18 protein-coding genes are annotated in these 12,522 nt (G+C 31.7%); 16 read left to right on the forward strand and 2 right to left on the reverse strand.

Features of this window, described 5'->3' with window-relative positions:
- Position 1: 1 nt before the first annotated feature.
- The 16 genes from ACAN_RS09495 (at position 2) to ACAN_RS09570 (ending at position 9,781) form a co-directional block, all read left to right on the forward strand.
- Complete coding sequence (locus tag ACAN_RS09495; protein WP_099334364.1) at positions 2–2,107, forward strand: DDE-type integrase/transposase/recombinase; 2,106 nt, start codon at positions 2–4, stop codon at positions 2,105–2,107.
- A 68-nt stretch (positions 2,108–2,175) separates the two neighbouring features.
- Positions 2,176–2,889, forward strand: a complete 714-nt coding sequence (locus ACAN_RS09500; protein ID WP_099334365.1) for a TniB family NTP-binding protein — start codon at positions 2,176–2,178, stop codon at positions 2,887–2,889.
- On the forward strand, positions 2,870–3,487 hold the full coding sequence (locus ACAN_RS09505; protein WP_099334366.1) for a hypothetical protein: 618 nt from the start codon (positions 2,870–2,872) through the stop codon (positions 3,485–3,487). Before ACAN_RS09500 ends, ACAN_RS09505 begins: the two co-directional genes overlap by 20 nt.
- Positions 3,487–3,723: a hypothetical protein gene (locus ACAN_RS09510; protein WP_099334367.1), complete on the forward strand. Its 237-nt coding sequence runs from the start codon at positions 3,487–3,489 to the stop codon at positions 3,721–3,723. The genes ACAN_RS09505 and ACAN_RS09510 overlap by 1 nt, the downstream gene beginning before the upstream one ends.
- On the forward strand, positions 3,714–3,887 hold the full coding sequence (locus ACAN_RS14005; RefSeq protein WP_165773060.1) for a hypothetical protein: 174 nt from the start codon (positions 3,714–3,716) through the stop codon (positions 3,885–3,887). The genes ACAN_RS09510 and ACAN_RS14005 overlap by 10 nt, the downstream gene beginning before the upstream one ends.
- A complete protein-coding gene (locus ACAN_RS09515; protein ID WP_099334368.1) occupies positions 3,856–4,218 on the forward strand; it encodes a hypothetical protein in 363 nt (120 codons plus the stop codon). The genes ACAN_RS14005 and ACAN_RS09515 overlap by 32 nt, the downstream gene beginning before the upstream one ends.
- Before the next feature lie 61 nt (positions 4,219–4,279).
- On the forward strand, positions 4,280–4,972 hold the full coding sequence (locus ACAN_RS09520; RefSeq protein WP_228150633.1) for a DUF3164 family protein: 693 nt from the start codon (positions 4,280–4,282) through the stop codon (positions 4,970–4,972).
- On the forward strand, positions 4,959–5,429 hold the full coding sequence (locus ACAN_RS09525) for a peptidoglycan recognition protein family protein (RefSeq protein ID WP_099334369.1): 471 nt from the start codon (positions 4,959–4,961) through the stop codon (positions 5,427–5,429). Before ACAN_RS09520 ends, ACAN_RS09525 begins: the two co-directional genes overlap by 14 nt.
- Position 5,430: 1 nt before the next feature.
- Positions 5,431–5,790, forward strand: a complete 360-nt coding sequence (locus ACAN_RS09530) for a DUF2528 family protein (protein ID WP_099334370.1) — start codon at positions 5,431–5,433, stop codon at positions 5,788–5,790.
- A 54-nt stretch (positions 5,791–5,844) separates the two neighbouring features.
- A complete protein-coding gene (locus tag ACAN_RS09535) occupies positions 5,845–6,051 on the forward strand; it encodes a hypothetical protein (RefSeq protein WP_099334371.1) in 207 nt (68 codons plus the stop codon).
- Complete coding sequence (locus tag ACAN_RS09540; RefSeq protein ID WP_099334372.1) at positions 6,048–6,347, forward strand: hypothetical protein; 300 nt, start codon at positions 6,048–6,050, stop codon at positions 6,345–6,347. Before ACAN_RS09535 ends, ACAN_RS09540 begins: the two co-directional genes overlap by 4 nt.
- Positions 6,344–7,255 (forward strand): AAA family ATPase, encoded by a 912-nt coding sequence (locus ACAN_RS09545; RefSeq protein WP_099334373.1) that lies wholly within the window; start codon positions 6,344–6,346, stop codon positions 7,253–7,255. Before ACAN_RS09540 ends, ACAN_RS09545 begins: the two co-directional genes overlap by 4 nt.
- Before the next feature lie 86 nt (positions 7,256–7,341).
- Positions 7,342–7,725, forward strand: coding sequence for a phage protein GemA/Gp16 family protein (locus ACAN_RS09550; RefSeq protein WP_099334374.1), 384 nt, complete (start codon positions 7,342–7,344; stop codon positions 7,723–7,725).
- A gap of 154 nt (positions 7,726–7,879) precedes the next feature.
- Complete coding sequence (locus ACAN_RS09560) at positions 7,880–9,154, forward strand: structural protein (RefSeq protein ID WP_170233028.1); 1,275 nt, start codon at positions 7,880–7,882, stop codon at positions 9,152–9,154.
- Positions 9,142–9,393: a hypothetical protein gene (locus tag ACAN_RS09565; RefSeq protein ID WP_170233029.1), complete on the forward strand. Its 252-nt coding sequence runs from the start codon at positions 9,142–9,144 to the stop codon at positions 9,391–9,393. Before ACAN_RS09560 ends, ACAN_RS09565 begins: the two co-directional genes overlap by 13 nt.
- Positions 9,386–9,781, forward strand: coding sequence for an HK97 gp10 family phage protein (locus ACAN_RS09570; RefSeq protein WP_099334377.1), 396 nt, complete (start codon positions 9,386–9,388; stop codon positions 9,779–9,781). Before ACAN_RS09565 ends, ACAN_RS09570 begins: the two co-directional genes overlap by 8 nt.
- On the opposite strand, the gene ACAN_RS09575 is transcribed toward ACAN_RS09570, so the two are convergent.
- Positions 9,771–11,360 (reverse strand): terminase large subunit domain-containing protein, encoded by a 1,590-nt coding sequence (locus ACAN_RS09575; RefSeq protein WP_099334378.1) that lies wholly within the window; start codon positions 11,358–11,360, stop codon positions 9,771–9,773. The genes ACAN_RS09570 and ACAN_RS09575 overlap by 11 nt on opposite strands.
- Positions 11,361–11,450: 90 nt before the next feature.
- Positions 11,451–12,509, reverse strand: a complete 1,059-nt coding sequence (locus ACAN_RS09580) for a phage portal protein (RefSeq protein WP_099334379.1) — start codon at positions 12,507–12,509, stop codon at positions 11,451–11,453.
- Positions 12,510–12,522: the final 13 nt, after the last annotated feature.

Genomic DNA, 12,522 nt, shown 5'->3' on the forward strand with positions numbered 1-12,522 from the left:
AATGGAGTTTACAGAAAAAGAACTTGTAGATTTACTTGAAGTATCTCAACCTGCACTATTTAAAGGATTAAAACATACTCCATCAAAACTAAGAAAACTGGAGGGAGCATCAAAAAAAGTTAAACACTACAAATTAGAAGACTTGCCTGAAAGATACCAAAAGAAGCTTGAGAGACATGGATATAAACTTGAAAAGAAAGAAGAGACTCACAGTTCACAAGCAAAATTCACACAAAAGTATCTTTTGGCAACGCCTTTAAAACAAGAGATAGCCAAAGCAAAGTGCAAACTTATAGAAATGTATATGAAGCGGGATAATAGTATGAGTGCTGGAATGTGGCTTGACGAAGTAGCTTACAAAAACATAGAGTTTGATGTTCTTGGAATGATTTCACAAAAGCAGCTCTTTGATTGGTTGAAGAAATATAAAGAGACTAAAGCAAGAGGTCAAAATCTTATTGAGTGTTTTATTGATGCAAGAGGTAGTAATAAGAAAAACAAAACAGCTCTTACATCAGAACAACAAGAGATGGCTATAAGATTTTTTCTTAAGACATCTCATCCAATTATATCGAATATCCACTTTATTATGTGCAGCCATTTTGGAGATACTATGCCAAGTTATGATGCACTCAATAATTTTTATAATAAATGGAGAAAAGCTAATCCACAGCTTAGTACTTTTGCAAAATCACCTGATGCATGGAAAAACAAATATCAAATAGCACTAGGAAGTGAAAGTGAAAAAGCTAAATATCGTAACCACTATTGGGAATTTGATGCTACACCAGCTGATGTAATTTGTAATGATGGTAAGCGTTATACAGTTCTTGGTCTTATTGATATTGCGACAAGAAGAGTCATCTTTAGAGTTGAAGATAGCAATAGCTCTTTTGCAGTAAGTAGATTACTGCGTGATGGAATACTCAATTTTGGAATTCCTGAAACTGTTGTTATTGATAATGGTAAAGAATTTACATCTAATCACTTTGAAAGTATCTGCTTAAATCTTGGTATTGACTTACTTATTACACCTCCATTTAGTGGTGAGAAAAAACCATTTATTGAGCGTGCCTTTGGAACATTAGCACGAGGTTTATTTAGACAACTTCATGGTTTTATAGGTCACAATGTAGCAATGAGAGAAGAGCTTCAAGCTAGAGAGACATTCGGTCATAAAATTATGGCACAGCGTAAATTTAAAGAGAGAGCAAAAGAGGAAGAGGATGCATTTGCAAAACTTTGGATGATTAACAAAGAAAACATTGGTATTAAACTAAATTTTGCAATGAGTAAAGATGAACTTCAAAATGCCATTAACTTATGGGTTAAGAAGTTTTATAACCAAAAAAAGCATGGAGGACTTAAAGGTAAAACTCCAATGGCTGTTTGGAATAGCTTTAAACAGCCTGTGCAAAGTATTGGTGATGAAAGAATGCTTGATCTATTACTTGGTAAATCTTTTGAAAAAAGTGTAGGTGCAAAAGATACAGGAATAAGACATCAAGGCTGTAGATACTGGCACGACGAACTTATACCATACATTGGAAAGAAAGTAAAAATTATGACTACTGATGATATGGGAGAAGTAATTGTTTATGATGCTGAAACTATGCAGCTTATTTGCAAAGCTGTTGACTTTGAACAAATAGGGAATAGTAGAGAAGCAGCTTATATTGCAAGAAAAAAACAAGACCAATCAAAAAGAATGATGAGAAGAGCAGTTAGGTTAGCAGAAGAAGCGGATGATCCAACAATGATGGATGCGCTTGAAAATCTTGATGATGGAGAAAAAGCAGAAACTATTGCAGTGACTAAACATACAGCTGTTACAGATATGTTACTAGAACAATCTTCTACTTTGGTTGAGCAAGATCAGGAAGAACTAGAAGAATCAAATCAATATGACTTTAAAAATAAAGATAAAGATGGCAAACCACAAAAAGTATTAAAAGGTGGTCGCCCTACTTTTAAAACTTTAACAGACAGATTTGTATGGGTTCTAGAACATGATGATTGGAACAATAAAGATGAAAGACTAAAAGAGAAAAATCCAGAAATATATGAGATGGCTTTTGATATATACAAAAATAGAAAGATTGGATAAGGAAGTGAAAATAATCACTTCCTGTTCGAGTCTTTGGCGAGACTTAATTTAAACAAACAGGAGCAATTATGCAATATAAGTTTATAAAAACGAAGAATTATAGCAAAATTAATGAGGGTTTGCAACATTTGAAAATCCTTCCAACAAAAGTACCAAAACTTGGTATTGCTTATGGTAAATATGGAATTGGTAAATCACTTGCTTTAGAAAAAATTGCAGTAGATGAAAATGCAGTACTATTGGAAGCATCTCCTACTTGGAGTTTACCATCTTTTTTAAAGCACTTATGCTTTGAGTTAGAAGCTGATGTGGTAGGAACATCTACTACAAAGATGGAAAATATACTAAAAGCACTGTATGAGAGACCAAGAATCATAATAATAGATGAGATAGATAGACTACTTATTGGTTCTAAGAAAGATATCTTGGATGCAATTAGATATATCCATGACCAAAGTGAAACAATCATATTTGTGGTAGGTATGGATAATGCCTTAGCAAAACTTAAAAATGATGGTGCATTTGAATCAAGACTTACAGTAAAAATCAAACTTGAAAAAACTGCAAAAGAAGATATCCAAGACTTTTGTTCTAATAGTGAAATAGAAATTACGGATGATCTTATCAATTACTTTGCAAAAAGACATCCAAATCTTAGGTATATAAAAGTTTTTATTGAAAATCTAGAAAGATATTGTGAAATAAATGACATAGAAGTTGCAGATTTAAAAGTCTTTAAAGCAAGTAAAGTGGAGGACTTAGATGGAAAACAACCTTTATAATAATCACTATAGTAAAAAAACAAGCAAAAAACACAAGGTTTGGCAGTATATCAGAAGAAATAGATTTTTTACTTTTCTTGACTGCATGATGGTATCAGGAGTTACCGAGAACTATCTTAAAACAATCATTTGGCATCTTGAAAAAGCTGGTTACATCAAACAAAAAAATGATGTAACTAGTAATAAAAAACGTTCTTATCAACATACTGGGCTTAGGAAATTTGGGATTAAATCCCCTTCTATAGTAAATGGAATTGTTTATGATTTGAATACTAAAGAAGAATATAACATTCGCCCTATTCTTGCTATTGAAAAGATGCTAAGAGTTATGAATGAAAATACTTTACTTACAAAAGAAGAAATTGCCCAAAAATCAAATGTTACTTTTAGAGCTGCAAAAAAACAATTTACAAAATTAGAAGAACTGGGAGTTTTAACCCCTGCATTAAAAGACGATTCATTTCCTTCTTGTGGAAATGGAAAATATCAAAGAAGAAATGGAAAAAAACTTTTTTCTATAAATACAAAAATAGTATCAAGACTTATAAGAAATATTGAGCTTGAGAAAAAAGATATTTGGGATATAGAAGGTTATTAATGGATGCTTTGAAAATATTAAGACAGCAGATTAAAGAAAAATCAATTGGAAAAGTTGCAAAAGAGATGAGTGTCTCAAAGGCTACAGTTAGTTTAGTAAATAGAGAGAAATATCCAAATCCATATAAAATATATACAAAAGTAAAAGAGATTTATGGAGATGTACAAACTGAGATTATAGGTGTAGAAAATACAAAAACAATTGACGAATTAGGAAAGGAACTAGGATGTACTTAAATAGCTTTGAAATCTTACTAAGTGTAGGAGGCTTGATAATTTTAGGTGTAGCGATAAATGGGTTTGTTAGATGGTTTGTGAATAGAAAAAATAAAAAAGCAGAGTTTAGTGATGTATTAGAAAGGCTAAAAAATGGCAGAAATAGTTCATATTCAAAGAGTTGATAAAGGTGACTTATTAATCAAGGTTGGAAAAAAGCAAAAGTTAGTTTGTGATGATGAAAGAGCTGAATTAATATGTAGAATACTTGCTCATCATTTAGGGTTTGAAATCATAGAAAAACATAGGTTAAAAGGCTTTTACAATCCTGATAAAGTTCAAGAAGATAGAAGTAAGACACCTTTTAAGGAAGGATTTGTGGCTAAGAAAAAAATTGAACCAAATGCAAGATTTTTAAGTAACAAAGAGGTTAAGGCTTTAAATAAAACTTTAAAAATGCATCGATCACAAAAGCAGGAAGAAAGTCATTTAAAAAAGTTAAATGAGTTTTCATAGAGTCTTCATCTTTAGGGTGAAGATTTTATTGAGTACTCAAAATTTATTACAAGGAATGTTAATGGCAGTTATTGAAAATGGAAAATGGCAAGACAAGGAAGGAAATTTTAAACATCCTGATATGGTTAGAGTTGACAAGCAGATTGAAGATGAGCTTGTTGAGGGGTTAGTTGGTGGAGCTTTAGTTTTACAAGGTCAGATGAGAGAGTTTAAGATTCAAGCATTTGCAGAGTGTTATGCATTTGTGGACTTACTTAGAAAAGAGTATGACATGGAGCGAATTACTAGCAAGGTTGGAGCTGTTACTTTAAAGAGTTTCAATGGAACTATGGAAGTACAGATTCAAGTTGCAAAGCTTATTACGTTTGACCAAAAGCTAACACTTGCAAAAGAGAAGATTGATGAATACTTAACTCATAAAACAGAGAACCTTGATGCTGAGATTCAAACACTTATCACAAGAGCATTTGATGTTAAAAATGGAAAGGTTGATGCTAAACAAATTATTGGGTTAAAGTCATACAACATTACTCATCCAAAATGGAAAGAGGCAATGGCTATGATTGATGAAGCTACTGAGATTGCTGGAACTAAATCATATATTAGATTTAAGCAAAGAGCTGGGCTTAAACTAGATGGTCCTATGGAAACTATTGTTTTAGATTTAGCAGCACTTCCAGTAGAAGAGAATGAGATTCAAACAGTTAAAGATGAGTTAGAAAAGAGTAAAGGGGTTACAGATGGGAAGAAATAAAAAAATTAAAGGATTAGTACTACATTGTAGTGCTAGTTCTTTTGGAAGTGCAACACTTATAAAAGATTGGCACGTAAAAGGTAATGGTTGGTCTGATATTGGTTATACGATGGTTATTTGTAATGGTCATGTAGAGAATAACACTTACATGGAGTTTATGGACGGAGCCATTGAGTGGGGTCGAGATATTGATAGAGAGGGAGCACACACAAGAGGATTTAATGATTTAGAGTCTATTTGTCTTATTGGTTTAAGTAATGGATTTACTATCAAACAACTAGAAGCTACACGAAGAGTTATCTTGTATTTGATTGAGCATCATGGACTTAATCCAAAGAAAATTTATGGACACAGTGACTTAGATGATAAGAAGCCATTTTGTTGTGGCTTTGATGTTCCAAAATTTATTGATGCTTGTATCAATGAGAAATCATTACATGAGTTTGTAAGAGTTTAGAATGGAAAAATATTTAGTTGATTTTGATTACGAATTTTCTGTCACTATAGGATTTGAGGATAATGAAGAAACTTTAAAAAGACTTGATGAAATCAATAGTTTCTGGACAAACTCAAAACAAAGATTAAAAGATGCAAATGGGTGTATTAAAAGAGTTGTTGCAAGGCTTATTGCAATACAAATATTAAGACTTCAAGCACAATCTTCTTTTTATGAAAGTGAACCACTCATAAAGGAAAAGTTTCAAAGTGGTGATTTAGAAGGGTTTTATCCTATAGATGGTTCGTTTGGAATGGAACTTATAGAAGTAAATATTCCATTTAAACCTCACACTTTGAGGTTTGATATTGATAAACAATAGTTTCATAGAGTCTTATTCGTAAGGCTCTATTGAGATTATTTGAAGGAGTAAATATTGAATACTAAACAAAGAATAAATCTTTTAAAAAATGAAAAAGCTTTATTAACTTTACAACAGTTATCTATTGAAGATGAAAAGGTAAAGAGAACAAAAGAAATAGATAAAATCCAAAATGAATGTAACCATGACTTTAAAGACAACTCTTTTTTGGTGTCAGATAAAACTTGCAAGATTTGTGGATTTTGGGAAGGTGGACTATGAATAACTTTTTTACACCAAATACTGGTGATGAGAAACTGGATGAAGTTTATAAAAAAATGCAAGTGCATATGGTGAGCTTTGATAAGTTTCCACAGTTTGAAAAATACTTTATGGATGTAGCTCAAACGGAAGACATGAAAAGACTTACAAAATGGATTCTAAAAGTATTATTTGTACAGATGAAATATAACAAGCATCCATTTGATGAGTTGTGTGAGCTGGTCAACAATGAGAATGCAGCCAAGTTAAAAGATTGGCTTGATAAAGAATTGAAGAAAGCGAGGCAACAAAAATGATTGATTTTTTAGATGGTATTGCTCTAACCTCTGACAGACTATACAGAGAGACAGAGTTTTTAATACCTGATTTTCTACCAAAAAGAATGATTACTATGTATTATGCAGATGGTGGAAATGCTAAGACATGGTTAAGTTATGGAGTTGCTGCATATATTTGTCAACACAATTTAGCAAAAAGAGTTTACTATATCGACTTAGATAATCCACTTGATACTCTTAAAGATAGAGGTGTATCAGAATTACTTATGAATAGATTTGCAACTTTTAAATATATCCACAGAAGTGATTTAGAAGAGTCACCCATTGAGCTGCTTGAAAGATTAGCTTCAAAAGACAACTCAAGACATCATGCATATGAAGATATGGTTTTAATCATTGATAGCTGGAGAAATGTAACTAATATTAAGAACGATGAAAAAGCCATGTATATGATGAACTTACTTATGGATATAAGAGAAGCTGGTATGACTGTAGTAGGTATTGCACACTCAAATAAAGATGGGAAGAACTATGAGGGAAGTAATAATATAAAGAACTCACTTGATGTTATGTTTAAACAAACACTTCTTAAATCACTAATGGGCGAGTATGTAGTTGTAAATTTAGAGCCTAAAAAAGAGAGGTCTGGTGTAAGAGCGTGTGACTGGAAAATCAATACTAATACTTTAGAGATGACAAAAGCTGATGCAGTGACTTCAAGAATGGACTCACAGGAGACGGAGTTTGTAAACAATGTAAAAGCACTGTTGGCTAAGCATCCAAAAGGTTTAAATAAAACAGATGTTTTAGAAGGTATTGGAACACGTAAAGATAATAAGACTGCTATTAACTTACTTAAGAAGTTTGAGGGGGAGTTTTACAAGATGGAACAAGATGGTAAGAAGCATATTTATTCTTTACTATAAAAACAAACAACATAAACAACAACTACAACATGCCGTAAAATCGTTATGTTGTAATTGTTGTAACAGTTGTAAAACAAAGGAAAGTAATGACTGGGAAACAACAACAATATAAAAAGTCACTCATTCAAAAGATACAAGTTACTAAGAGTAATGTGTTTTATGATGAAGAGAGTCGATATGAGTTTATGAAGAGTAGGTTTAATTGTATTAGCTTAACTCAAATGAGTATAGATCAGTTAAATAATTTTCTAAATTTTTGTACAAGAAAAGTAAATGATATACCAATGGTCAAACCTATAACCTCCGCACAGAAAAAGAAAATCAATGATTTATGGAAACTAAACTCTAAAGAGAAAAATATTAATGCACTGTTAAAATTTGTTGATAGGATTATCCAAAAAAATGATTTAGAAATTCTAACTCAAGATGAGGCTACGAAGGTTATCATTGCAATTTCAAAGATGAAATAAGGATGAGTGATGTGGTGTCCTAAATGTTGTGGTAAAACCAAAGTTGTTGGAGTAACAACGGGTTTACGTAATGAACGGTTCAGAAAGTGTTTAGATTGTGGTCACTCCTTTCAGACATTGGAAGCTATACGATTTGATGATTATTGGAAAGAATATGCAAAAGAAACTTTTAACGAAGATATTAAAATCAAAGAAGAAAAAGAGCATCCAAGCTCTAATAGATGAGTTTGTACAAACTCAAACAAATACAGCAGTTGAACAGCTTGAAGAGTTTTTAAGTGATATGGTTCTTTATATCAATAAAAACTATGATTCAATAGAACATGATACACTGATTACTTTGATAAAAGGTAAACTTGGTGATTTGAACATAGCTTTTGATACTAAAGAGGTAGATGACATTTATGGTAAGTTAGCATTGGCTTACTCTCCGTCAACTAAAATAGTTTTTAATAAAATTGATATAAAAGCCATAGAACAGCTTAGAAATGGTTTTTATTGGGTTGGTAAGGATTATAGTGTTGCAACACAAGATAAACTTAAGAACACTATTGAAAGTGCTTTTAAAGGTGAGCTTTCAAGACAAGACTTAACTAAAAAGCTCAAAGAGGATTTTCAAAGTGTAATAGATCAAGATAAGAACTACTTTAAGCTTGTATCTGACAATGCTATCTCTCAATCTCAAAATATAGCAAGGGTTAATCAAGCTTTGAAATATGATGTTGAGTATTTTCAAGTAAAAGCACGTATGGATAATGATACAAGTGACATATGTCGAAGTATGAATGGTAAGATTATAAGTGCAACACATATGAAAGAGCAGATTAGTAATATTGTGGGAGCTTCAAGTATTGATGAAAAGAAAGCAACTGCTACTTGGCAAACTAAACCTATATATGGAAAGCTTCCAAAGAATGTAGGCTTAGCACCTTATCATGGACATTGTAGAACAGAGAATATACCCGTATGGATAAATGAAGAGGAAATTGATGGCAAAAAGGTTAAGTTTGCTAATAAGAAAAAATCTGACATAATAACCCATATAGATAAAACGGGAGTTCAAAGAAGAGTTAGTAACACTACTTTAGGACATTCGAAGTCAAGTTCTAATAGACATACTCCTAAAAAAGATATCATATCTGCATTAAATAGTATTACTGAAATAGCACCTCATGCCACTATACGTACAAGAAGTGTTGCTAAAAGTGCAAATGGATATTTTATGGTGTTTGATGGTGATAAAATGATTACGCTTTATAAACCTGAAAATAAAAAAGGTCAAAATAACATTGATAAGCATTTTAAAAAGAATGCTAAACAAAAACAAACAGAGGTGATAAAATGGAAAAATACGCAATCAACTTTAGTGGCAGCTGGTCAATTGAATATCTTAAAAACTCTAATAAAAAAGTTGAGTTGGAGTCAATAGACTTTGAGTCACCCTTTGGACAGTTTGAAGTAAGTGAAGGACAAATCAATTGGATACTTGATCATATCAAACCCAGTGATGATATAATCAAAATGTGTAATAAGATTGAAATCTTTGCTCATGAAGTTAAGTTTGATGTTTATTTGCTTGTAAAAAGTGAGTGGAAAAAGAAGTATAGTTTTGAAGGTACTTTCATTGATGCATTGATTTATATTCAAAAAGAGTTTATTGATGAATAATTTAAAACCAATGAAAAAACTACTTTTTAGAGTAGCAGCTGAAGTATCCAATGAAGCCAAAGACTTGGCACCATTTAAAAGTGGGAATCTAAAAAAAGATATTCAAGTTTTTGATGATGATATTGACGATGGTGAGATTAGAGTTGGAAACTCAAAGTTAGCCCCATATGCTCCATTTGTACATCAAGGAACTGGAAAACAAGCAAGGGGACGAAGCCGTGCACCTAACAAGAAAGGTCAAAAGGCTCAACCATACTTAGAAGATGCATTAAACTCTTATGTTAATGATGGCTCATTAGATAGAGCCTTGAACGATACAGGAAAAGATATAGCATCTCATTTTAAAGACCAGCTCAAAGATAATCTTAAAAACATTACTATAAAATAATCGCTCCTCCTGAAGATGATTCAGCATCTTCTCTATCTAAAAAGTCTAACTTCTTAGCAGCTAATGTTAAAGACCAAAATCTATCTGCGTGACCATGTGAGTTACGGTCTGCATCATATAACATTCTTTTTTGACCCGCTTTTCTTTTGATGGCATGAATGTCAGCAATTAAAGTTGGGTCATTAGGAATAGTAATTAACTTATCTTCAAACATCTTCTTTAAATTTAACACCATCATCTCTTTAGAACTTGCAGTAAAATAAACTCCTTCAGCTCTGTTAGGATATTTATTTTCCATTGTCTCAGCTAAATCCCTACCAATACCAGTCATATCTAATCTCATGTTTGATTTTAAATAAACATTCATATGATCTTTAATAATTGTTTTTTGAGCTTCAAAAGTTGCTTTTTCGTAAACATCTTGAATAGCTAATGCATATCGACCTTCTACTTTATCTAGTACAGATAATACTGATAAATCTTTCACACGACCTACATCGTACCCACTCCATAAAATATTACTTCTACTTGGAGTGTAATACATATAATCTTTTACACATGTTTTAATTAAACTAATAGGGAAGAATGAACTATCATCATCTACGAATTGGCATTCGTACATAGTTGCCCATGAGTCCTCATCAAATAAATCTCTTAATACTTGAACATCTACATCAAGACCATCTTTAACTGCATCATAGATAGTAGTTTTATGCCTACTAAACATATAGTATTTTTTAGTATCAAGACAAAGCTTATGAAATAAACTATCTTGTTCAAATGGAGTTGAAAGGATAGTAATTCTCGCTTTTGTTTCTCCAGCTTTAACTGATGTAATAGATGGAATAAATGCTTCCCATATTCTTTTTGGATTTAAATACCATGCAAACTCATCCATCCAAACAGAACCTGAGAAACCTTGGATAGTTCTAAAGTTGTTAGCAAAGATATAAATAGTAGCTCCACTTGGAACTTTTATTTCATTTGAAGAACCACTTAATGCAATGCCTAACTTTTCTGCGTGTTTGTGTATCTCTTCGTTCCACTTTAAAGCTTGTGTTTCTGAAGCTGAAAGTATAAGCTGGTCCATTCCTGACATAGCTTCAATTAAACATTCTCCACTACATCCATATGTTGCACCAATCTGCCTAGACTTTAACCATACTCTAAATCTACTGTTATCTTTTAAGAACTCTTTTTGATATTTGTATAATCCATAATCATCTTGTAGCATCTTTGTTTTTAGTGCTTCAACTTCCTCTGAGTGAACAATATTTTGTTGAGCTTTCTTTTGTCTATCAAGTTTCTTTGATTTTTTTTCTAGTCTATCAAGTGACTTAGTAAGCATGGCAAGTTTTCTACTATTTGCTTCTGTGGGTGCTCTTTTAGATAAAGTTGCAATTTGCTTTTTTATATTTTCAATAGAAGAAGTATTCACTGTATTATCTTTACTTTTCTTGACCCAATTGTGAACAGTACCTCTATTTTTAATATCAAGATCTTTACAAATATCCGTAACAGGTACTCCAGCTTTTACTAAGTTGAGTGCTTTTTCTTTTATTTCATTAGAATAGCCCATAATATGTTTTTATTCCTTTTTCGACTATTGATACGTTTAAATCGTTTTAAGCATTTTTAAACGGGTTTTAAACGCTTTTATTTTGATTTTTTACTTACTGTTAAATCCTAAAATCTCTTTAGCTTCAACTTGTGATAAAATTTGTTTATCAACTAAATTGGCAATAAGAGAACTATCATCTTTAAAATTTGTTACATCAATGCTCTCTATTTCTAAAGTGATTCCAATATTTTCAAAAAAACTTTGAATTAAATTTGCTTTGGGTTTAATGATAATTTCATTAAAAGCATGAAGTTGATCTATTAATTCACCTCCTCCACCAAGTTGACCAGCTGCCATTACACCAACTAGTCTTGGTGGTACTCCATGGGCGGCAATAATGTCATCTCTATTTACTTTTTTTAACTTCTCAAAACTCATATCTTCTACACCATCAAGTTTTTCAAGTCTTACTTTTGAAGGAGGTGCTCCCTCTTTAGGCTTACCAGTATAAAGAACTAATGATTTATGTGCATTAGAATAGCCTTTATAGTTTTGAGAGAAGAACTCCTGAAAGGCTTTCTTTTGCTCTTCACTTGGAGCTGAGTTCTCAAATATAATTCCATACCCTGGTCTTGCACCATTATCAAAGAATGCAGTATTAAAAGTATCGGCTTTTTTAGAAGTTAAGATTTGCTCTAATGTTGCTAAGTAATCAGGCTCTCCATAATATTTCCCTGATGGTGAGTAATATTTAAAGTGATGGCCTTCCATTTTTAATGCATTATCTTCCGTATCTAATTGGAATATCTCTTTACGTTTATTTAATCTACCTTGATAGCCTAAAATATGATATAGGTAATAATCTGTTTTAGTACCAGCTCTTTCTAAAAAAGCATTGCCATAAAGTTCAGCATCTAATGCAAATCCATAAAGTAACTCTTTTGCAGTTTCATATTCAGGAATAAACTTGTCTAAATTTGTATCTTTTATTTGAGACAGTAAAGCCGCTTTTAACTTCACACTTCTTTGATGATATACATTTGCATAATAAAAAGACAAAAGCTCTTCAAAGTTAATAAATGGATCAATAGTTCCATTTGAATTTAGTGTGTCTTTTCCTATATGTTGTTTAGACTCTTTTGAGCCTTTTAGAATATCTTCATGCATAAATTACCTTTTT

This window comes from Malaciobacter canalis, assembly GCF_008000835.1.
Taxonomy (GTDB): domain Bacteria; phylum Campylobacterota; class Campylobacteria; order Campylobacterales; family Arcobacteraceae; genus Malaciobacter; species Malaciobacter canalis.

Excerpts from the sequence above, each read along its gene's own strand:
- ACAN_RS09575 (WP_099334378.1), bottom strand. The coding sequence starts at position 11,360 with ATGGGCTATTCTAATGAAATAAAAGAAAAAGCACTCAACTTAGTAAAA.
- ACAN_RS09530 (WP_099334370.1), top strand. The coding sequence starts at position 5,431 with ATGGAAAAATATTTAGTTGATTTTGATTACGAATTTTCTGTCACTATA.
- ACAN_RS09545 (WP_099334373.1), top strand. The coding sequence starts at position 6,344 with ATGATTGATTTTTTAGATGGTATTGCTCTAACCTCTGACAGACTATAC.
- ACAN_RS09540 (WP_099334372.1), top strand. The coding sequence starts at position 6,048 with ATGAATAACTTTTTTACACCAAATACTGGTGATGAGAAACTGGATGAA.
- ACAN_RS09580 (WP_099334379.1), bottom strand. The coding sequence starts at position 12,509 with ATGCATGAAGATATTCTAAAAGGCTCAAAAGAGTCTAAACAACATATA.
- ACAN_RS09525 (WP_099334369.1), top strand. The coding sequence starts at position 4,959 with ATGGGAAGAAATAAAAAAATTAAAGGATTAGTACTACATTGTAGTGCT.
- ACAN_RS09495 (WP_099334364.1), top strand. The coding sequence starts at position 2 with ATGGAGTTTACAGAAAAAGAACTTGTAGATTTACTTGAAGTATCTCAA.
- ACAN_RS14005 (WP_165773060.1), top strand. The coding sequence starts at position 3,714 with ATGTACTTAAATAGCTTTGAAATCTTACTAAGTGTAGGAGGCTTGATA.
- ACAN_RS09500 (WP_099334365.1), top strand. The coding sequence starts at position 2,176 with ATGCAATATAAGTTTATAAAAACGAAGAATTATAGCAAAATTAATGAG.
- ACAN_RS09515 (WP_099334368.1), top strand. The coding sequence starts at position 3,856 with ATGGCAGAAATAGTTCATATTCAAAGAGTTGATAAAGGTGACTTATTA.
- ACAN_RS09505 (WP_099334366.1), top strand. The coding sequence starts at position 2,870 with ATGGAAAACAACCTTTATAATAATCACTATAGTAAAAAAACAAGCAAA.
- ACAN_RS09550 (WP_099334374.1), top strand. The coding sequence starts at position 7,342 with ATGACTGGGAAACAACAACAATATAAAAAGTCACTCATTCAAAAGATA.
- ACAN_RS09520 (WP_228150633.1), top strand. The coding sequence starts at position 4,280 with ATGGCAGTTATTGAAAATGGAAAATGGCAAGACAAGGAAGGAAATTTT.
- ACAN_RS09510 (WP_099334367.1), top strand. The coding sequence starts at position 3,487 with ATGGATGCTTTGAAAATATTAAGACAGCAGATTAAAGAAAAATCAATT.
- ACAN_RS09570 (WP_099334377.1), top strand. The coding sequence starts at position 9,386 with ATGAATAATTTAAAACCAATGAAAAAACTACTTTTTAGAGTAGCAGCT.
- ACAN_RS09560 (WP_170233028.1), top strand. The coding sequence starts at position 7,880 with ATGCAAAAGAAACTTTTAACGAAGATATTAAAATCAAAGAAGAAAAAG.